Source organism: Streptomyces longwoodensis, assembly GCF_001514125.1.
In the GTDB taxonomy this organism is placed as follows: domain Bacteria; phylum Actinomycetota; class Actinomycetes; order Streptomycetales; family Streptomycetaceae; genus Streptomyces; species Streptomyces longwoodensis.
Window position 1 is genome coordinate 66,961 of record NZ_KQ948552.1, and the last position, 18,863, is coordinate 85,823.

Here is an 18,863-nt window from a genome sequence, read left to right on the forward strand (position 1 = left end):
GGCCGCCTGGCCGCGAGGGGCCCGGACGGGCTCGGACGGGCTCGGGTCACCCGGCCGGAAGGGGGCCCGGACGACCCCGGGTCACCCAGCCGGAAGTGCGCCCGGACGGGCTGGCCACCCGGCCGCGAGGGGCCCGGCGGGCTCAGGCCGCCCGGCCGAGGGCCGAAACGGGCTCAGGCCGCCCTGGAGCCTCCCGGTTGCCAGCCCTGCGGGCGCAGAATGCCCAGGAGTTGGCGGACCAGTTCCTCGACCACCTCGTCCAGGGCCGCCTCCACCCAGCCCGCGCTCCAGTCGTGGAGCAGGCCGTTGACGCCGCCGATGAAGGCCGTCGCCGCCAGACGGTAGTCGCGGGGCGCCGCCTCCCCGCGGGCCGCGGCGGCCGTGGCCTCGGCGCAGATCAGGTCGACCCAGCGGGAGCGGCGGGCCAGGCGCTGTTCCTCCAGGCGGGGGCTGACGCCGATGATCTCGACGAAGGTGATGCGGATGCGGCGGGGGTCGGCGGTCACGTTGCCCGCGTAGGCGCGGAAGACGGCCGTGACCCGGTCCTCCAGCGGCAGGTCGCGGGCCCCGGTGAAGGCGGTCAGGACGGCTTCCTCCGCCCAGTCGTTGACCTGGAGGTGCAGGGCGGCGAGGACGTCCTCCAGGGTGCGGAACGCCTCGTAGAACTGACGGGTCGACAGTCCGGCGGCCTCGCTGAGCGCCGCGACCGTGGTGGCACGGTAGCCCGGGGCGCCGCCGAACAACTCCAGGGCCGCGTCCAGGAATCTCCGGCGCCGCTCGGCCTGCCGCTCGGCGGCGGACTTCCCGGCGTAGCGGCCGGTCGGGGCCCTCAGCCTGCCCGCCACTGGTCCTCCCTCGTCCGTCGGACTCCCGATTTTGTCCTGCACGCGGTCTTGTGGCGAAGGGCGCCCCTTCCTTACTTTCCAGTAAGTCCACTCTGAACGCAGCGGTGTTCAGATCCGGACCGAGCCGCTGTGCCCTGCCCCGCTCCTGCCGCCCCCCAGAGGAAGAGAGCACACATGCCTGCCTCCAGACCCAGGCACCTTTGCTCCGTGGCCGCCGCCCTCGCCCTGACCGTCGCCGCCCCCGCGACCGCCGCCACCGCCGCCGGTGCCACCACCGGTGCCGCGTCCCACGCCGCCGCCCTGCGCGAGGTGCTGTTCGTCGGGAACAACTGGGACGGCACCGCCGACGTCATCAGGTCCACCGGCGACTTCGCGAAGGTCGGCCGCATCGACGTCATCCCCGACAAGGCCGCGCGGATGGCCGAGATCAACGCCGACCCGATCAAGTGGATCTACTTCCAAGCCATCCGCAACGGCGTCGGCGAGGGACACGACCAGTTCGCCGACGACATGTACTCCACGCCCGACGGGACGTCGGTGGTGGTCTCACGGCCCAGCTTCGCCGACGTCGTCTCCCTCGACCTGGCCACCGGCGCCGTCAACTGGCGCTTCCCGGTGTCGGGTTACCGCGCTGACCACATGGCCGTCTCCCCCGACGGCAAGCGCGTCGCGGTCTCCGCGTCGACCTCCAACACCGTGCACGTCCTGGACGTCGTCACCGGCAAGCAGGTCGGCTCCTTCGCGACCGGCGACAAGCCGCACGAGAACATCTTCACCAAGGACGGCAAGTACATCTACAACATGGCGATCGGCGACGTGAACACCTCGCTGGACGCCCCCTGGCTGGACTGGACGAAGGGCGACCGGCACATCACGGTCGTCGACGCGACCACCTTCCAGCAGGTCAGGACCATCGACATGCGCCAGCGGCTGGACGCGATCGGCCTGGGCGACTACTCGGACGCGGTGCGCCCGGCGGTCTTCTCGCCCGACGAGTCCAAGCTGTACTTCCAGGTGTCGTTCTTCAACGGCTTCTTCGAGTACGACCTGGCCACCGACCGGATCACCCGGACGAAGACGCTGCCGAAGAACCCGGCGACCAGTGACGACCGCACCACCTTCGTCAACGACTCGCGCCACCACGGCCTGTCGATGAAGCCCGACGGCAGCAAGCTGTGCGTGGCGGGCACGATGGACGACTACGCCGTGGTCGTCGACCGGGCCACCTTCCAGCAGGGCCCGCTGGTCAGCGCGTCCAAGCCGTACTGGGCGACGGTCAGCGGCGACGGGCGGGACTGCGTGATCTCCGAGAGCGGAGCCGACCAGGTCACCGCGATCGACTTCGCCACCGGGCAGAAGGTCCTCTCGGTGCCCGTGGGCGACCACCCGCAGCGCGTGCGGCTGGGCCACGTGGCCGCCGACTGGACGGGACCGGCCGGGTCCTGACGCCGGGCCCGGCAGGCCCCGGGCGGTGCGGCGGGCGCTTCCTCAGGGACGCGCCCGCCGCGCCGCCGTGTCCGGGCTCCGGCGCGCCGCGCCTCGCCTCGCCGAGCGGTGGCGGCGCGGGGGGCCGGCCGTTGCCCGGCCCTCGTCCCGCCCTCGTCCGGCCGCTGTCCGGCGCGTCCGATGAGTTTTCCGCTCGCGGCCGGTCCAGGCTCGTGACACCCACGGGAAAGGACACCGCCATGCCGGAGCTTCTGGTCGACTTCATCACCACCCTCGACGGATACGCGTCGGGAGAGGGATGGCCCGGCTTCTGGGGCCTCGAGGGCCCGGAGTACCTCGCGTGGCTCGGCGAGCAGCCGACGGCCACCTATCTGATGGGGGCGAACACCTACCGCCTGATGTCGGGCTTCGCCACGGGCGAGGTCCCGGCCGGCGAGGACGGCTTCAGGCCCGAGGAGGAGGCGTCCCTCGACGAGCTCGCACGAGCGCCCAAGGTGGTGTTCTCCTCCTCCCTCGAGGAGCCACTGACGTGGGCCAACTGCACGCTCGTCCGCGACGACGCCGTCGAGGCGGTCCGCGCCCTGAAGGCCAGCGGATCGGGGCTCCTCAGCACGCTCGGCAGCCTCAGCCTGTGCCGGTCGCTGCTGCGAGCCGGACTCGTCGACCGCTTCCGGGTGGTGATGTTCCCGGTGATCACCGGGGCCACGGGCGAGGAACGCATCTACGACGGCTATCCGGACGTGGCCCTCGACATGATCGGCTCCCGCACCTTCGACGGCCGCATCCAACTGGTCGAGTACCGGCCCCGCGTGCTCGAACGCCCCCCGCTCGGCACCCCCGCGTGAGGTCCTCCCCCGTCAGGGCGTGGGCCGGGTCCACGCCTCCAGCTCGGCGAAGGCCGTGACGAAGGACGGCAGCATGGGCCTGAGCGTCTGCGGGGCGAGGGGGACCAGCCCGTCGGTGTGGGTGCCGCCGGCGACGAGGACGTAGCGGTGCAGGGCGGCGCGTCCGGCGTCGGTCACCATGCGGTGGTACACGTCGCCGAAGGCAGAGGGCGGGGTGAGGACGTCAAGGGTGCCCTGGATGCTGATCAGGGGCCGCCGGATGCGCCCGCTCAGCGCGATCCGGTCCACGGCCCGGTGGACCGGGGCGGGGCGGGAGGCGAAGTCGTAGTCGGTGTCGCAGCCCGCGCCGGTCCCCGCCGGGCAGAACGGGGTCCCGGCCTGCGCGGCGCCGTCGTACCCGGGGTCGACCTCCTCGCGGATCACCCGCTGCAGGAAGTCCCACTGGGTGCGGTAGTGGTGGTCCCACAGCGCCTCGGAGCCCGCGGGATAGCCGGCCGCGAGCATCTCGGCGTGCGCGTCCGGGTCCCCCGCCCGGTAGCGGGGGTAGGCGCGCAGCGCGGGCGGGAGGGTGGTGAGCAGGCTGCTGTTCCGGGTGAAGATGAGGGCGTTCCAGTCGATGCCGCCGGTGTACAGCCGCGGGTAGTGCTCGAGCTGCCAGCGGACCAGGTACCCGCCCGCGGAGAGCCCGGCGGCGTACGTGGTGCGCGGGGCGTGGCCGTAGTACGCGGCGGCGGTCCGCCGGGCCGCCCGGGTCAGCTCCGCGAAGCGGCGGTGCCACTCCAGTACCGCGTCACCCGGGCGCTCGCCGTCCCGGTAGATCTCGGCGCCGGTGTTGCCCTTGTCGGTGGCGGCGTAGGCGTAGCCCTTGGCGAGCACATGGTCGCTGATGATGCGGTCGTTGGCGTACTGCTCGCGCACCCCCGGCGGGCCGGCCACGACCAGGCCGCCGTTCCAGTGCCGGGGCAGCCGGAGGACGAACTGGCTGTCGTGGTGCCAGCCGTGGGTGGTGTTGGTGGTGGAGGTGTCCGGGAAGTAGCCGTCGACCTGTACGCCGGGGACCCCGGACGGGGTGACGGTGCCCGGTGCCTCCAGGCCCGCCCAGTCGGCGGGGTCGGTGTGACCGGTCGGCACGGTTCCCGTGGTGGTCAGGTCGGCCAGGCAGGCGGAGACCGTGTGGGCGGCTCCCGGGACGCGCACGTCGGCGCAGCCGGCCGCGTCGGTCGCCGCGTCGGCGGTCGCCGCCGGAGCGGCGAGGCAGGTGGTGAGCAGCAGCGGGACGACCGCGAGACGGCGGAGCACGCCGGTCTCCTCTCGGTGGGTGACGGGACGCGGCCGAATCTAGGGAGCGCGGGTCCGCGGGGATAAGTGCGGAACGGCCAAAGGCCCCTGGCCGAAGGGCACATGACCTGTGGCCAGGATGTGGGACGGCGGCTTCCGGCCCGGTGCCCGCTGCGTAGGCTGCCCACGGTGGGAGTGGGGAGACGCGTGAGCCCGTGGGGAGGCCCGATGACGCGACCGGTGCCGTGGGTGCCTTCCGTCCTGTACGGCGCCGTGCTGTGCGGGGGTGTCTACTACGCCGCGATCGGGCCGGGGCCGGGGGTGCGGACGCTGGGGTTCGCCGGTCTGCTCTGCGCGCTCATGGTCCTGGACGCGCGCGAGTGGCCGGTCGCGCCGGGGGCGGTGTTCGCGCTGAGGGCGGTGCTCCTGGGCGCGGTGGCGGCGCTCGACCCGTCCGGCCTCTCGCGGGTGCTCTTCGTGCTCCTGCCGTTCCTGGCGTTCTTCGTCTACGGGCGCACGGTGTCCGTCGTGCTCGGCGCCGGCTGCGTGGCCGCCCTGGCGGGGGTCTTCACCGTCCGGGTCCCGCACTGGGAGGTGCGGGCCGCGTACATCTCCGACCTGCTGATGTTCGCCCTCGGGGTGGTCCTGGCCCTCGCCATGGCCGCGGTGGCCGTCCGCGAACAGCAGGCCCGCGCCCGCCTGGAGGGCACGCTCGCCCAGGTGGCGGAGTTGTCCGCGGAGCGTGAGCGCAACCGGCTGGCCCGCGACCTGCACGACAGCCTCGGCCACCACCTGACCGCGATCGGGATCCAGTTGGAGAAGGCGGAGGCCTTCGCCCCGCTCGACGCGGCCGGCTCCGCGCAGGCGGTGGCCCACGCCCGGTGGTCGGCGAACCGGGCCCTGGACGAAGTGCGCGCCTCGGTGCGGGCCCTCGGCCCCGAGGCCGACCCCCAGCCGGCCGGACTCGGACGGGCGCTCACCGACCTGGTCCACCACCTGGACGGCGGCAGCGGACGGATCACCCTGGAGGTGTCCGGCACCGAACGCCGGCCGCTGCTGGTGCTGTACCGGGCGGCGCAGGAGGGACTGACCAACGCCTGCCGGCACTCCGGGGCCACACGGGTCCGTGTGGACGTCGCCTACGAGGAGCAGGGGGCCGTGCTGCGCGTGGCGGACAACGGGGGCGGGCTCGGCACCGCCGGGGAGGGGTTCGGCCTCACGGGCCTGCGCGAACGGCTGCGCCTGGCCGGCGGTTCGGTGGACCTGCGCAGTTCGCCGGCCGGCACCGTGCTCACGGTGAGGGTCCCCTGGTGAGCGGGACGGAGGACCCGGCCACGCGGGTGCTCGTGGTCGACGACCAGGAGCTGGTGCGGGAGGGCATCTGCGCGCTGCTCGGGATCCAGCCGGGCATCGCGGTGGTGGGCAGCGCGGGTGACGGCGCCGAGGCCGTGGAGACGGCGCGGGCCCGCCGCCCCGACGTGGTGCTGATGGACGTCCGGATGCCCGGTGTGGACGGCGTGGAGGCTGCCGCCCTGCTGCGGCGGGTCCTGCCCGCCTGCAAGGTGGTGATGCTCACGACGTTCGCCGACGACGAGTACGTCGCCCGGGCGCTGCGCGCCGGGGCGGTCGGCTACCTGCTGAAGAACCTGCCCGCGGCCGCCCTCGCGCAGGCCGTCCGCCTGGCGCACGCGGGCGTCGCCCAGTTCGACCAGAGCGTCACCGCCGGCCTGACGGCCGGCGTTCCGGCGCCGGAGCTGCTGACCCCGCGCGAGACGGAGGTCCTGCGCCTGATCTGCGCGGGCGCCACCAACAAGGAGATCGCCGCCCGCCTCTACCTGAGCGAGGGAACGGTCAAGAACCACATCTCCCGCGTCCTGAGCCGCCTGGGCCTGCGCGACCGCACCCAGGCGGCCCTGTACGCCCGGGAGAACGGGCTGCTGTGAGGACGCGGTCGACGGGCCGTGCGCTCAGCGGTCCACCCGGTGGGTGACGTTCAGCAGGTACTCCTTCCGGTTCAGTGGGTTGTGGTCGGTGCGCGGTCGCTCCGGCACCGTCGTGCCGGGCGCCACGGGCGCGTAGTGGTCGAAGGCGCTCTCCAGTTCGCCCTCGCCGCGCGTCAGGGCGGGCAGGTGCTGCTCCAGGGCGTGCACCCGCGCCGCCGGGACCGTGCCCTCCAGGACGCACGTGGCCCCGTGGGTCCGCGCCGCCCGGGGCACCGCCCGCAGCCGGGACAGCACCGGCAGCAGGGCGCCCAGGGTGTCCGCGGGGGCCTCCAGGCGGAAGCGGTGCGTCGGCTCGTGCACCCGGGTGCCGGCCCGGCGCAGCGCCTGCGTCAGCACCAGCGGGGTGAGTCCCCGGAAGTCGTGGCCGGTGCTGGACATGCTCTTGTCGAAGCCCTGGTGGGCGTGGCTCTGCCGGGGTGAGTAGCCGCAGTGCGTCATCGCCACCGCGCAGTCGGTCACCCGCCAGCCGTGCAGCCCCTGGGCCAGCGTCTCGTGGACCGTGTCCCGCACGGCCTTGAAGAAGGCGTACGGCATGGAACCGAGCTCCACCTCCAGCGCGAAGCCGACGCCGCTGCCGGGCGGGGCGGGGTCGACGCGCAGGCCGACGGTGGCCAGGAAGGGGTTGTCGTCCGCGCCGTTGAACTCGACGGCGGCGCCGCTGCCGGCCGGCCGCTCGACGCACAGCGGGGTCGTCCCCCGGAAGGTGACCTCGACGCCGTGCTCGTCGGCGAGGGTGGCCTGCAGGACCTCCTTCTGCACCTCGCCGTACAGCGAGACCGAGGTCTCCCCGCGGACCTCGTCGTGGCGCAGGGCGATCAGCGGGTCCTGTTCGGCCAGCCGGGTGAGGGCCACGTGCAGCGACCGGCGGTCCGTGCCCGGGGCCGGGACCACGACGGTCTCCAGCGTCGGCGGCGCGAAGTGGTGCTCCCCGCCCCTCCGGGCCACTCCCACGGGGTCGCCGATGCGGAGGTCGGGCAGGCCCCACAGCCGGGCGATCCGGCCCGCCGGGACCTCCTCGGCGCGGACGTCGGTGCCGTGGTCGAAGACGCTCAGCGCGGTGATGCGGCCCTCCCGGCCGGCCGTGCCGAACGGCACCCGGTCGCGCACGCGCAGGGTCCCGGAGAACACCCGCGCGCAGGCGACCTTCTCCCCCGCCGGGCCCCGCTCCACCTTGAACACCGTGGCCGACACGGGGCCCGCCGGGTCGCCGCCGGCCGGCGGCAGCAGCTCGGTGAGCCCGTCGACCAGCGCGTCGACCCCGGCCCCGGTGACGGCCGAGCCGAAGAACACCGGGTGCACCAGCGCCCGGCGGGAGGCGCCGGCCAGGGCGGCCCGCAGCCGGCCGGGCGTGACCGCGCCGGTGCCCTCGACGTACGCGGCGAGGAGCGCGTCGTCGTGGTCGGCGAGCACGTCCAGCGCGTCCAGGCCGAGGCCGGGCACGACGTCGGCCCCGCGGGTGCCGGGCGCGGTGACCCGGCCCGTCGCCACGACCGCCGGGGTCAGGCGCTCGGCGAGCGCCCGCAGGACCGCGTCGGGGCGGGCGCCGCGCCGGTCGATCTTGTTGACGAAGACGAGGGTGGGGATGCCGAGGCGCCTCAGGGTGCGCATCAGCACCCGGGTCTGCGCCTGGACGCCCTCGACGGCGGAGACCACCAGCACGGCGCCGTCGAGCACGCCGAGGGCGCGTTCGACCTCCGCGATGAAGTCGGGGTGGCCCGGGGTGTCGATGAGGTTGACGGTGGTGTCGCCGACCGGGAACGAGACGACGGCCGCCTTGATGGTGATGCCGCGCCGGCGTTCCAGCGCGAGGGTGTCGGTCCGGGTGGTGCCGGCGTCGACGCTGCCGATCTCGTCGGTGATCCCGACGCGGTGCAGCAGGCGTTCGGTCAGGCTGGTCTTACCGGCGTCGACGTGCGCGAGGATGCCGAGGTTGAGCAGGTGCACGGAGCGTCATGTCCTTGGGAGTGGGGTGGGTTCCTTCCTGGGTGGACGGCGACGCAGTGCGCACGGGGGCTCCTCGGGGGACGACGGCAACGACCCCCGCAGTGCAGCAGAGGGAAGCGGGCCGCGGCAACGGATTAAGAGGAGCGGCGAAGATAATGAAAAATGGACAAATCGGGAGCCTGATGAGGGTTGGACCCCTCCCCCATGGGTAGGCGACGCAGGACGGACGAGACATGCATGTCGGTCAGTCCTCTGTCCCCCAGCCGTGGGAAGGAGGTCCGTGACAGCGCACACTCGCAGCATCCGGGCCGTTTCCGGGGAAGACCAGCCGGGACGGCCCGGTCCGCTGCTCGGGGCGTGGTCACGGCCGGCGGGGCGGCAGGCGGTGCAGGACCACGTCCGTGAGCCGGCCGTCCGTGACGGCGGCGGTCAGGTAGGTGCAGTGCGGCTGGCGCCGGCGGTCCGTCGGTGAACCGGGGTTGAGCAGGCGCAGCCCGGTGGGCGCGGTGGTGTCCCAGGGGATGTGGCTGTGCCCGAAGACGAGGACGTCCAGGTCGGGGAAGCGGGCGGCGCAGCGGGCCTCGCGGCCCTGGGCGGGCCCGGTCTCGTGGACGACGCCGAAGCGCAGGCCGCCCAGGTCGGCGTACGCCACCTCGGGCAGCCGGGCGCGCAGCGCGGGGCCGTCGTTGTTGCCGTACACCGCGACGAGCCGGCGGCTGCGCTCCTCCAGCAGGTCGAGGGTGGCCGTGTCCACCCAGTCCCCGGCGTGCACGACGACGTCCGCGCGCGTGATCTCGTCCAGCAGCGGGGCGGGCAGGACCTTGGCGCGCTTGGGCAGATGGGTGTCGGACACCAGGAGCAGACGCACGGCACCAGCGTACGGCGGCCCCCGCGGGGCCCCGGGTCCGCGAGGTGAGCGGCGCGGCGCGCGGCGTTAGCATCGCTGCACGCGCAAGCACCCGCCCGCCGCACGCCGCACGAAAGCGACCAAAGGGGGCCAGCAGACCGATGCCGGTCAAGGTCAGCGTCATCGTCCCGGTGTACAACCCGGGTCCGTACATCGAGGAGTGCGTGGCGTCCCTGCTGCGCCAGTCGCTGCCGCACGACGCGTACGAGGTGATCTTCGTCGACGACGGCTCGACCGACGGCACCCCGGCCCGCCTCGACGCGCTCGCGGCCGCGGACGACCGGGTCCGGGTGATCCACCAGGAGAACTCCGGCTGGTCGGGCAAGCCCCGCAACGTCGGCATCGACGCCGCCCGCGGCGAGTACGTGATGTTCGTCGACAACGACGACCACCTCGGCGACGAGGCGCTGGAGCGGATGTACGCCTACGGGGTGGCGAACGACGCGGACGTCGTCGTCGGCAAGATGGCCGGGCGCGGCCGGGGCGTGCCGGTGGAGCTGTTCCGGGTGAACCGGCCGCGGGCCACCGTGGCGAACGCGCCGCTGATCGACAGCCTCACCCCCCACAAGATGGTCCGCAAGGCGTTCCTGGACCGCACCGGGCTGCGCTTCCCGGAGGGCCGGCGCCGCCTGGAGGACCACGTCTTCGTCACCGAGGCGTACCTGCGGGCCGGGAACGTTGCGGTGCTCGGCGACTACGTCTGCTACTACCACGTGCGCCGCGAGGACGACGCCAACGCCGGCTTCCAGCGGTTCGACCCGGCCGGCTACTTCAAGAACCTGCGCGAGGCGCTGGACGTCGTCGAGCGGTACACCGAGCCGGGACCGCTGCGCGACCGGCTGTTCCGGCGGTGGCTGCGCGTGGAGATGACCGAGCGGCTGCGCGGGCGGCGCTTCCTGGACCTGCCCGACGACTACCGGCGGCAGCTGTTCCAGGAGATGCACGAGGTGATCGTCGAGCGGTTCGGGCCGGGGGTCGCGGAGCCCCTCCAGCCGGCCCAACGGATCGTGGCCGAGCTGGCCGCCGCCGACCGCTACGAGGACGTGCTGGCGTTCGCCGAGTGGGAGTCCGCCGTCGCGCTGCGGGTGACGCCGGAGGACGTCGCCTGGCGGGACGGCGCGCTGCGGGTGGCCTTCGCCGCGGAGTACACCCACCGGGGCGAGCCGGTGACGTTCCCCGCGGCACCGGGCAGCTCCGTGCCGTGGCCGCCGCGGGACCTGGAGGGGGCGCTGCGGTGGCTGGCCGCCGACACCGTCGGCCGGTTCGGCCGGGCCGGCGCCGACCTGCTGCTGCGCCACCGGGACAGCTCCGCGCAGTACTTCCAGCCGGTCGACGTGGTCCGGGAGACCGTGCCGACGGGTGACGGCACCCGGGTGCGGCTGGTGGTGCGGGCCGTCGCCACGGTCGACCCGGCCACGGCGGTGGGCGGCGGCCCGGTGCCCGACGGCCTGTGGGACGCGTACGTACGGCTGGGCCTCGGCGGCTGGACCAAGGACGCCCGGGTCGGTCCCGCGCCCCGGCAGGGCCGGCCCGCGCCGCCGGCGGGCGTGGTCGCCGGGCGGGTGGTGCTGCCGTACTGGACCGACCGGCACGCCGGCCTGGCGCTGGACGTCGGCCGGGCGGGCAAGCGGCTCGGTCTCGGCCGGGTCGCGCCGCGGGACGTCGTGGCCGAGGGCGACCGGATCCTGGTCCCGCTGCCGCTGTACGTGCCCGGTCCGACCGGGGCGCTGCTGCGGCTCGCCTCGAGCCGGGACGTCACCGCGGAGCTCGCGCCGGCACCGGACGGTGCGGCGCTGCTCACCGCGTCCGTGCCCACCACCGGACTGCCCGGCCGGGTGTGGCGGGTCGCGCTCTGCCCGGCGCCCGACGCGGCCGCGCCCCGCTTCCTGCCGTTGTCGTTCGCGCTGCGGGCCGGCGCGGACGGGCTGCGCGCGGTGCCGGCTCCCCGGCCGGGTGGCGCGCGGCGGCTGGTGCGGCGGCTGCGGCGGGGACTGCGCCGGCTGGTCGGGGCGGCCCTGCTGGGAAGGGGGTGACACCGGTGCGGGCACTGGGCGTCGAGGGCGCGTGGCTCCTGGAACCGGCGGTGTTCCCCGACGAGCGGGGCAGCTTCCACGAGTGGTACCGGGGCGAGGAGTTCCGGGCCGCCACCGGGCAGGAGCTGCCCCTCGCACAGGCCAACTCCTCCCTCTCGCGGCGGGGCGTGCTGCGCGGGGTGCACTTCGCGGACGTCCCGCCCGGGCAGGCCAAGTACGTCACCTGTGCGCGCGGGGCGGTGCTGGACGTCGTCGTGGACCTGCGGGTGGGGTCGCCGGGCTTCGGGCGGTGGGAGGCGGTGCGGCTCGACGACGTGACGCACCGCGCGCTGTACCTCGCGGAGGGGCTCGGGCACGCGTTCCTCGCGCTCGCCGACGACACCGTCGTGGTGTACCTGTGCTCGACCGGGTACGCGCCGGAGCGCGAGCACGGGGTGCACCCGCTGGACCCGGAGCTGGGGATCGCCTGGCCGGCCGACGTGCCCCCGGTGCTGTCCCCGAAGGACGACGCGGCGCCGTCCCTGGCGCAGGCCCGCGCGAGCGGGCTGCTGCCGTCCTACGACGCCTGCCGGGCCCGCTACCGGGAGCTGCGCGGCCTCACCGGCCGGCGCTGAGCGGGGCCAGCGCGGCGCGCAGGGCCTGCCAGCCGCGGGCGCGGTCCAGGCCCCGGTCGCGGGCGCGTACCAGGGGCCGCCAGAACGGGGCGTCGAGCAGGGTCTCGGGCCGTACCGCCCCGACGCGTTCGAGCACGCCCTCGGGGACCTTCTGCGGGTCGGGCACGTCGTACTCGGCGACGATCTCGGCGTAGCGGGCGCGCAGGACCGTGTTGCGCGGGTCGGCGCCGAAGACCACGAGCTGGCCGGTCGGCTGGGTGTCGACGAGGACGGTGACCAGGTCGGGGCGGTGGCGGGCGAGGATCTCGGCGACCTTGTAGACGTCGCCGGTCCAGGCGGTGGTGTGCCGGTCGCGGGCCGCCTCGTCGACGGTGCGCGGCAGCACGTCGTCCAGCACGATGACGCTCGACCAGTCCGAGTGCCGCTCGACGTTCATGACGTCGCGCAGCGCGTACTCGAAGAGGTGCATGCCGTCGATGAAGGACAGGTCGAGGGTGGTGCGGCGCCAGTGGCCGAGGGGGTGGCGGCCGCGGCGCAGGTTGCGCAGCGGGTGGCGGCCGCCCTGGAGGTGGGCGAGGGGGCGGGCGCGGGCGAAGAAGTCGTCGCTGGTGGCGCGGACCAGGTGGACGTCGCAGCGGATCTCCGAGGTCACCTTGAAGGCCGGGTCGACGCCGATGCTGGGGACGCGGGACAGGCGCAGGCTGCGTCCGTCGTTGACGCCGATCTCCAGGTAGTTGCGGTTGCGGGTGACCTCGTGCAGGTGCCGCAGGAACTCATGACGCTTCACGCGGGGACTCCTCGCGGATGAGGGGCAGGGCCTCGGACAGGGCGGTGCGCCAGTCGCGCGGCGCGCCGAGCCCGGCCTCGCGCCAGCGGCCGTGTGCCAGGACGCTGTACGCGGGCCTCGGCGCGGGCCGGGGGAAGGCGTCGGACGGGGCCGGGCGGACCCGGTCCGGGTCGGCCCCGGCGGCCCGGAACACCGCGCGGGCCAGGTCGTACCAGGTGGCCTCGCCCGCCGCGGTCGCGTGGAACACCCCGTGCAGGGCGGGTCCGACGCGCGGGCCGAGGTCGGCGATGCGGGCGGCCACGTCGGCGCTCCAGGTGGGCTGGCCGCGCTGGTCGGCGACGACGTCGACGGTGTCGCGGCGCCGCTCCAGGTCGAGCATGGTGCGCACGAAGCTGGTGCCGTGGGCGCCGTAGAGCCAGGCGGTGCGCACGACGGCGCAGCCGTCCGGGAGCGCGGTGAGCGCGGCCCGCTCCCCGGCGAGCTTGGTGCGGCCGTAGGCGGTGCGGGGGGCGGGCGGGGCGTCCTCGGGGTAGGGGGTGCGCGCGGTGCCGGGGAAGACGTAGTCGGTGGAGACGTGGACCAGCCGGGCGCCGTGCCGGGCGCAGGCGCGGGCCAGGTGCGCGGGACCGTCGCCGTTGACGCGCAGGGCGCGGGGCTCGTCGTGCTCGGCAGCGTCCACGGCGGTGTAGGCGGCGCAGTTGACGACCAGGTCGGGGCGGTGGGCGGCGAGGGCGTCCTCGACGGCGTCGGGGCGGGTGACGTCCAGGGCGGCGCGGTCGAGGCCGGTGACGTCCTCGCCGCGCCGGGCCAGTTCCGCGACGGTGTCCCGGCCGAGCATGCCGGCCGCCCCGGTGACCAGCCACCTCATGGGGTGCGGGTCCCCCGCTTCAAGGGCTCCCACCAGTCGCGGTGCTCCCGGTACCAGGCGACCGTCGCGGCGAGGCCGGTGCGGAAGTCGTGCCGGGGCCGGTAGCCGAGTTCGGTGCGGGCCTTGGTCCAGTCGACGCAGTAGCGCAGGTCGTGTCCCTTGCGGTCCTCGACGTACTCGACGCGGTCCCAGCCGGCGCCGCAGGCCTCGAGGAGCAGCCCGGTGAGCTCCTTGTTGGTCAGTTCGGTGCCGCCGCCGATGTTGTAGACCTCGCCGGGCCGGCCGCGGGTGCGGGCCAGGTCGACGCCCTGGCAGTGGTCGTCGACGTGCAGCCAGTCGCGGACGTTGCGGCCGTCGCCGTACAGCGGGACCTTCTCGCCGTCGAGGAGGCGGGTGACGAACAGCGGGACGACCTTCTCGGGGTACTGGCGCGGGCCGTAGTTGTTGGAGCAGCGGGTGACGCGGACGTCCAGGCCGTGGGTGCGGTGGTGGGCGAGCGCGAGGAGGTCGGAGGAGGCCTTGGAGGCGGAGTACGGGGAGCTGGGGCGCAGCGGGTGGTCCTCGGGCCAGGCGCCGGTCTCGATGGAGCCATACACCTCGTCGGTGGAGACGTGCACGAACGGTCCGACGCCGTGCCGCACGGCCGCGTCCAGCAGGGTCTGGGTGCCGAGCACGTTGGTGCGCACGAAGTCGGCCGCGCCGTCGATCGAGCGGTCCACGTGGGACTCGGCGGCGAAGTGGACGACCTGGTCGGCGTCGGCCATCAGCCGGTCCACCAGGGCCGCGTCGCAGATGTCGCCCCGTACGAACGTGAGGCGGGGGTGGTCCACCGGCAGGTTGGTGAGGCGGCCGGCGTAGGTGAGCTTGTCGAGGACGGTGACGTCGGCCGTCCCCTCGGCCAGGAGGCGGCGGACGTAGGCCGAGCCGATGAAGCCGGCGGCTCCGGTGACGAGGAGGTTCATGTGTGGATCTGCACCTTGCTGTGGTCGCCGAGGACCAGCCGGTGGGCGCTGGGCACGACCGGGGCGGGGGTGACCTCGACGTGCCGGCCGATGAGGGACTCCTCGATGCGGCCCACCCCCTCGATGGAGGACTCGCGCAGCACGATGGAGAACTCCAGCTCGCTGTCGGCGATCCGGCAGTTCTCCGCGACGGAGGTGAAGGGGCCGACGTAGGAGTCGACGACCTCGGTGCCGGCGCCGATGACCACGGGCCCGACGATCCGGGAGTTCACGACGCGGGCGCCCCGCTCGACGACGACCCGGCCGATCGTCTCGGAGGCGTCGTCGACCTGGCCGTCGATGCGCCGTTCCAGGGTCTCCAGGACGGTCCGGTTGACCTCGAGCATGTCGACGACGTTCCCGGTGTCCTTCCAGTAGCCCTTGACGATCGTGGAGCGCACCGCGGCACCGGTGTCGATGAGGTGCTGGAGGGCGTGGGTGATCTCCAGTTCGCCGCGCCGGGAGGGGCTGATCGCGCGGACGGCGTCGTGGACGGCGGGGGTGAGCAGGTAGACGCCCACCAGGGCCAGGTCGCTCTTGGGGTGCTCGGGCTTCTCCTCCAGGGCCACCACCTGCCCGGCGGCGTCCAGTTCGGCGACGCCGAAGGCGCGGGGGTCGGAGACGCGGGTGAGCAGGATCTGCGCGTCGGGGCGGGTGCGGCGGAACTCGTCGACGAGGTCGGTGATGCCGCCGACGATGAAGTTGTCGCCGAGGTACATCACGAAGTCGTCGTCGCCGAGCCAGTCGCGGGCGATCAGCACCGCGTGGGCGAGCCCGAGGGGCTTGTCCTGGGGGATGTAGGTGACGTCCAGGCCGAAGGCGGAGCCGTCGCCGACGGCCGCGCGGATCTCGTCGGCGGTGTCCCCCACGATCACGCCGACGTCGGTGATGCCGGCCGCCGCGATGGACTCCAGGCCGTAGAACAGGACGGCCTTGTTGGCGACGGGCACGAGTTGCTTGGCCGAGGTGTGGGTGATCGGCCGCAGTCGGGTACCGGCTCCGCCGGCGAGCACGAGAGCCTTCATCACGCCTCACCCTAGCTCCGGTCGTCCGGCTCGGCCCCCCGCGCGGCCGTCGGCCGCCTCAGCCGGTGTGCGGTCGCGGGGGGACGTGCGCCGGGGCGTTCAGTCCTCACCCCTGACGATGTTCCACTCCGCGCCGCCGCGCATCCCGGGAGCCGCGTCGGCCTCCAGGACGGCCGGGACGCAGGTGCGCACGGCGACGCGCCCGCGGCTCAGCCGGCGGGCGCGTGCCCAGCCCGTCTCGGGCCGGTCGTCGGACGTCGGTACCGGCAGGTCGGTCGTCCCGGTGGTCGAGGGGTACGTCAGCACGGCGGTTCATCGCCTTTCTGCGGTGTACGGGTCAGCGGGCACCCGGTCCGCCACTGCCGAAGCCGCCGCTGGAGCCGTCGTTCCAGCGCGGCGGGGTCTGGTCGGCGCTGTCCCGGCCGCCGGTGGGGTTCAGCTCGTGCGGGGTCAGTCGGCTGCCGTCCTCGCTCCGGGGCATCTCGTTGGGTTCGCGCACCCGGCTGCTCTCCTGCACGGGGCCGTCCACGGGCCGCTGCGGCTGCTCGCTCGGGGCGGGCGGGGCCGGCTCGTTCTTGCGGACCTTGAACCCCAGGCGGAAGGCGTAGATCAGCCCGCCGACGAGCGCGAGGCCGACCGCGATGAAGGCGACGGTGGCGAGGGCGGACCGTCCGGAGGCCGCCAGGTAGGCAGTGGCGAAGGTGTCCATGGGCGGCGGGTACCCGGCCCCTCCGGGAGAACACGTCCCGGTACCGGACCGGCCCCGTCCGGCGGTACGGCCCGGCCGGTGACCGGTGGCGGCCGGCCGCTCAGCCGTCGAGCTGCAGCTCGCACCACACCTGCTTGCCGCCGCTGACGGGGACGGTCCCCCAGGCCTCCGCCATCGCCTCGACCAGCAGGATGCCCCGGCCGCCGGTGGCCTCCCAGCCGAGGGAGGTCGGCTTCACCGGGGTGCGCGGCGAGGAGTCGGTCACGGCGACCCGCAGCCGGTGGTTGATGAGGGTCAGGTCGAGCCGGACCCGGCCGTCGGTGTGCACCAGCGCGTTGGTGACCAGCTCGGACACCACGAGCAGGGCGGGGTCCATGACGTCCGGCCGGACGCCCCAGGTGAGCAGGGTGCGCCGGGTGAAGCGGCGGGCGTGGCGGGCGGCCTCCGGTACGCGCCACACCGTCCAGCCCTCGCGCAGCGGCCGTACGGCCATGCCGTCGTACCGCATGAGGAGCAGGGCCACGTCGTCGCTGCGCGGGGCGTTGCCGAGCAGGGCGTCGGCGACCAGGCCCAGGTGGGAGGGGTCGGAGACGGCGAGGTCGTGGGCGAGCCGCTCCAGCCCGGTGTCGATGTCGCACTGCGCGGTCTCCACCAGCCCGTCGGTGGTCAGGGCGACCACGGTGCCGCGCTGCAGCCGCAGCGGGGTCATCGGGAACTCGGCCTGGGTGAGCACACCGAGCGGGGGGCCGCCCTCGGCCTCGGCGATCTCGGTGGAGCCGTCCGGGTGGCGCAGCACCGGGGGCGGGTGCCCGGCGCGCACGCACCACGCGGTGCCGGCCTCCATGTCGACCTGGACGTAGGCGCAGGTGGCGAACAGGTCGGTCTCCAGCTCCAGCAGCAGCCGGTTGGCGTGCGAGACCACCACGTCGGGCGGGTGGCCCTCTGCGGCGTAGGCGCGCAGCGCGGTGCGCATCTGGCCCATGAGCGTGGCGGCGGCGGTGCTGTGGCCCTGGACGTCGCCGATGACGAGGGCGACCTGGTTGTCGGGCAGCGGGATCACGTCGTACCAGTCGCCGCCGACCTCCAGGCCGGCCGTGGCGGGCAGGTAGCGGGCGACGGCGACCGCGCCGGGCAGCTGGGGCAGGCGGCGCGGCAGCAGCTGGCGCTGGAGCATGCCGACCAGCTCGTGCTCGGCGTCGAAGGCGTGGGCGCGCGTCAGGGCCTGGCCGACGAGACCGGCGGAGGCGGTGAGCAGGGTGCGCTCGTCGGGCCCGAAGTCGTGCGGGGTGTCCCAGCCGATGAGGCAGGCGCCCGCCATCCGGCCGCCGGCGGGCAGCGGCAGCACGGCGAGACCGCCGGGGCCGACCTCGGCCAGCGCGGGCTCCAGCGCGGTCCCGGCGGGCCAGATCTGCGCCCGCCCCTCGCGCAGGGCGGCGGCCAGGGTGGGCATGGCCCGCACCGGCGCGTCGGGCCACTCGGTGCGCCACTCGGTCTGCCACAGCTCCGGCCACGCCTCGGCCTCCGGCGGGTCCAGGACGGTGACGACGAGCCGCTCGTTCTCCAGCTCGGCGAGCGCGATCCGGTCGGCGCGCAGCGGCACCCGCAGGGCGGCCACCACGGCCTGGCTGACGTCGCGCACGGTGCCGGCGGTGGCGAGGGTCGCCGCGAGGCGCTGCACCCGGGCCACGTCGGTGATTCCGGCGCGCAGGCTGGAGGCGTCGGTGACGGTGCCGACGAGCCGCGCCGCGTGGCCCTCCCCGCCGGGCAGCAGCCGCCCGCGCAGCCGCAGCCAGCGGGGCGGTCCGGTGGGCTGGAGCACGCGGAACTCCAGCTCGCGCTCCCCGATGGTCATGTGGTCGGCCTCCACGACCGACATCAGCGAGGGCAGGTCCTCGGGCACGGTCAGGCCGAGCAGGGACTCGACCCGGCCGTCGAACTCCTCAGGGGTGAGGCCGAACAGGTCCAGGATCGCGTCGCCGACCTCGACCCGCCCGGTGTCCATGGCCAGGGCGAAGGCGGTGCCGCGCAGCTCCTCGGCCTGCTCCACGGCGGTCCGTACGGGGCACACCACGGCCTCGGCGACCAGTTCCAGGCAGCCGCGCTCCTCGGGGCCGAACCCGTCGGGGTCCTCGCTGACCGCGAGCAGGCAGCCGCCGGTGCCGTCGGCGACGGGCAGGGCCGCCAGGTGGACGTCGCGGGAGGTCATGCGGCGGGCGTCGGCCTCGTCGGCCAAGTCCGCGGGACCCAGCCACACCGGGCGCCGGGCGCGGTAGGCCTCCGCGGCGGGCGAGTGCCCGTCCCGCGGGTAGCTCTCGCGCAGTCCGTACGCGGTGCGCGGCACCCCGGCGGACTCCGCCAGGCGCAGCAGGCGCTCGCCGTCGTCGTCGGGCGTGTACACCGCGGCGAAGGACGCACCCGCGAAGACGAGGGCCTGTTCCAGGACACGGCGCGTCCGTTCGGGTGAACGGGGGTCGGTGCCGATCGTCTTGAGGGCGACCTCCGCACGCACCGTTCTCGCTCCGCGTCCCGCAGCGCCCTGACTGACCACGTGGGTATTA

17 protein-coding genes are annotated in these 18,863 nt (G+C 74.7%); 6 read left to right on the forward strand and 11 right to left on the reverse strand.

The window, feature by feature from the left end:
• Positions 1–173 precede the first annotated feature (173 nt).
• Positions 174–845 (reverse strand): TetR/AcrR family transcriptional regulator, encoded by a 672-nt coding sequence (locus tag AQJ30_RS12750; RefSeq protein WP_067232826.1) that lies wholly within the window; start codon positions 843–845, stop codon positions 174–176.
• A gap of 174 nt (positions 846–1,019) precedes the next feature.
• Here AQJ30_RS12750 and AQJ30_RS12755 point away from each other — a divergent pair, with 174 nt between their 5' ends.
• Positions 1,020–2,291: a YncE family protein gene (locus AQJ30_RS12755; protein WP_067232829.1), complete on the forward strand. Its 1,272-nt coding sequence runs from the start codon at positions 1,020–1,022 to the stop codon at positions 2,289–2,291.
• A 239-nt stretch (positions 2,292–2,530) separates the two neighbouring features.
• Positions 2,531–3,136: a dihydrofolate reductase family protein gene (locus AQJ30_RS12760; protein WP_067232831.1), complete on the forward strand. Its 606-nt coding sequence runs from the start codon at positions 2,531–2,533 to the stop codon at positions 3,134–3,136.
• 12 nt (positions 3,137–3,148) lie between these two features.
• On the opposite strand, the gene AQJ30_RS12765 is transcribed toward AQJ30_RS12760, so the two are convergent.
• The gene (locus AQJ30_RS12765; RefSeq protein ID WP_067232834.1) at positions 3,149–4,435 is read right to left on the reverse strand and encodes a tannase/feruloyl esterase family alpha/beta hydrolase; all 1,287 of its coding nucleotides are present in this window, start codon (positions 4,433–4,435) and stop codon (positions 3,149–3,151) included.
• A gap of 207 nt (positions 4,436–4,642) precedes the next feature.
• Between AQJ30_RS12765 and AQJ30_RS12770 the strand changes: the two genes are divergently transcribed.
• A complete protein-coding gene (locus AQJ30_RS12770; protein WP_067232836.1) occupies positions 4,643–5,728 on the forward strand; it encodes a sensor histidine kinase in 1,086 nt (361 codons plus the stop codon).
• Positions 5,725–6,357 carry a response regulator transcription factor gene (locus AQJ30_RS12775; RefSeq protein WP_067232839.1) on the forward strand — a complete coding sequence of 211 codons (633 nt, stop codon included), beginning with the start codon at positions 5,725–5,727 and terminating at the stop codon, positions 6,355–6,357. Before AQJ30_RS12770 ends, AQJ30_RS12775 begins: the two co-directional genes overlap by 4 nt.
• 24 nt (positions 6,358–6,381) lie before the next feature.
• On the opposite strand, the gene AQJ30_RS12780 is transcribed toward AQJ30_RS12775, so the two are convergent.
• Together AQJ30_RS12780 and AQJ30_RS12785 are read right to left on the reverse strand one after the other, a co-directional pair.
• The gene (locus AQJ30_RS12780; RefSeq protein WP_067232841.1) at positions 6,382–8,361 is read right to left on the reverse strand and encodes an elongation factor G; all 1,980 of its coding nucleotides are present in this window, start codon (positions 8,359–8,361) and stop codon (positions 6,382–6,384) included.
• A gap of 361 nt (positions 8,362–8,722) precedes the next feature.
• Positions 8,723–9,229 carry a metallophosphoesterase family protein gene (locus AQJ30_RS12785; RefSeq protein ID WP_067232844.1) on the reverse strand — a complete coding sequence of 169 codons (507 nt, stop codon included), beginning with the start codon at positions 9,227–9,229 and terminating at the stop codon, positions 8,723–8,725.
• A 140-nt stretch (positions 9,230–9,369) separates the two neighbouring features.
• Between AQJ30_RS12785 and AQJ30_RS12790 the strand changes: the two genes are divergently transcribed.
• Both AQJ30_RS12790 and rfbC read left to right on the forward strand, forming a co-directional pair.
• Positions 9,370–11,301 carry a glycosyltransferase gene (locus AQJ30_RS12790; protein WP_067232846.1) on the forward strand — a complete coding sequence of 644 codons (1,932 nt, stop codon included), beginning with the start codon at positions 9,370–9,372 and terminating at the stop codon, positions 11,299–11,301.
• 5 nt (positions 11,302–11,306) lie between these two features.
• Complete coding sequence (gene rfbC, locus AQJ30_RS12795; RefSeq protein WP_067232849.1) at positions 11,307–11,915, forward strand: dTDP-4-dehydrorhamnose 3,5-epimerase; 609 nt, start codon at positions 11,307–11,309, stop codon at positions 11,913–11,915.
• On the opposite strand, the gene AQJ30_RS12800 is transcribed toward rfbC, so the two are convergent.
• The 7 genes from AQJ30_RS12800 to AQJ30_RS12830 form a co-directional block, all read right to left on the reverse strand.
• A complete protein-coding gene (locus AQJ30_RS12800; protein WP_067232851.1) occupies positions 11,899–12,702 on the reverse strand; it encodes a class I SAM-dependent methyltransferase in 804 nt (267 codons plus the stop codon). The two genes, rfbC and AQJ30_RS12800, sit on opposite strands and share 17 nt — an antisense overlap.
• On the reverse strand, positions 12,689–13,570 hold the full coding sequence (gene rfbD / locus AQJ30_RS12805; protein WP_067232854.1) for a dTDP-4-dehydrorhamnose reductase: 882 nt from the start codon (positions 13,568–13,570) through the stop codon (positions 12,689–12,691). The genes AQJ30_RS12800 and rfbD overlap by 14 nt, the downstream gene beginning before the upstream one ends.
• Positions 13,567–14,532: a dTDP-glucose 4,6-dehydratase gene (gene rfbB / locus AQJ30_RS12810; protein WP_067232856.1), complete on the reverse strand. Its 966-nt coding sequence runs from the start codon at positions 14,530–14,532 to the stop codon at positions 13,567–13,569. Before rfbB ends, rfbD begins: the two co-directional genes overlap by 4 nt.
• A complete protein-coding gene (locus tag AQJ30_RS12815) occupies positions 14,529–15,596 on the reverse strand; it encodes a glucose-1-phosphate thymidylyltransferase (protein ID WP_067232859.1) in 1,068 nt (355 codons plus the stop codon). The genes rfbB and AQJ30_RS12815 overlap by 4 nt, the downstream gene beginning before the upstream one ends.
• 99 nt (positions 15,597–15,695) lie before the next feature.
• Positions 15,696–15,902: a hypothetical protein gene (locus AQJ30_RS12820; protein ID WP_067232861.1), complete on the reverse strand. Its 207-nt coding sequence runs from the start codon at positions 15,900–15,902 to the stop codon at positions 15,696–15,698.
• Positions 15,903–15,933: 31 nt separating this feature from the next.
• On the reverse strand, positions 15,934–16,305 hold the full coding sequence (locus AQJ30_RS12825; protein ID WP_211278975.1) for a DUF6479 family protein: 372 nt from the start codon (positions 16,303–16,305) through the stop codon (positions 15,934–15,936).
• Positions 16,306–16,405: 100 nt separating this feature from the next.
• The gene (locus tag AQJ30_RS12830; protein ID WP_067232869.1) at positions 16,406–18,853 is read right to left on the reverse strand and encodes a SpoIIE family protein phosphatase; all 2,448 of its coding nucleotides are present in this window, start codon (positions 18,851–18,853) and stop codon (positions 16,406–16,408) included.
• Positions 18,854–18,863 lie beyond the last annotated feature (10 nt).

What these genes read in the sequence shown, in the direction of transcription:
- AQJ30_RS12815 (WP_067232859.1), bottom strand. Translation starts at nt 15,596, where the DNA reads ATGAAGGCTCTCGTGCTCGCCGGCGGAGCCGGTACCCGACTGCGGCCG.
- AQJ30_RS12760 (WP_067232831.1), top strand. Translation starts at nt 2,531, where the DNA reads ATGCCGGAGCTTCTGGTCGACTTCATCACCACCCTCGACGGATACGCG.
- AQJ30_RS12770 (WP_067232836.1), top strand. Translation starts at nt 4,643, where the DNA reads ATGACGCGACCGGTGCCGTGGGTGCCTTCCGTCCTGTACGGCGCCGTG.
- rfbD (WP_067232854.1), bottom strand. Translation starts at nt 13,570, where the DNA reads ATGAGGTGGCTGGTCACCGGGGCGGCCGGCATGCTCGGCCGGGACACC.
- rfbB (WP_067232856.1), bottom strand. Translation starts at nt 14,532, where the DNA reads ATGAACCTCCTCGTCACCGGAGCCGCCGGCTTCATCGGCTCGGCCTAC.
- AQJ30_RS12825 (WP_211278975.1), bottom strand. Translation starts at nt 16,305, where the DNA reads ATGGACACCTTCGCCACTGCCTACCTGGCGGCCTCCGGACGGTCCGCC.
- AQJ30_RS12790 (WP_067232846.1), top strand. Translation starts at nt 9,370, where the DNA reads ATGCCGGTCAAGGTCAGCGTCATCGTCCCGGTGTACAACCCGGGTCCG.
- AQJ30_RS12755 (WP_067232829.1), top strand. Translation starts at nt 1,020, where the DNA reads ATGCCTGCCTCCAGACCCAGGCACCTTTGCTCCGTGGCCGCCGCCCTC.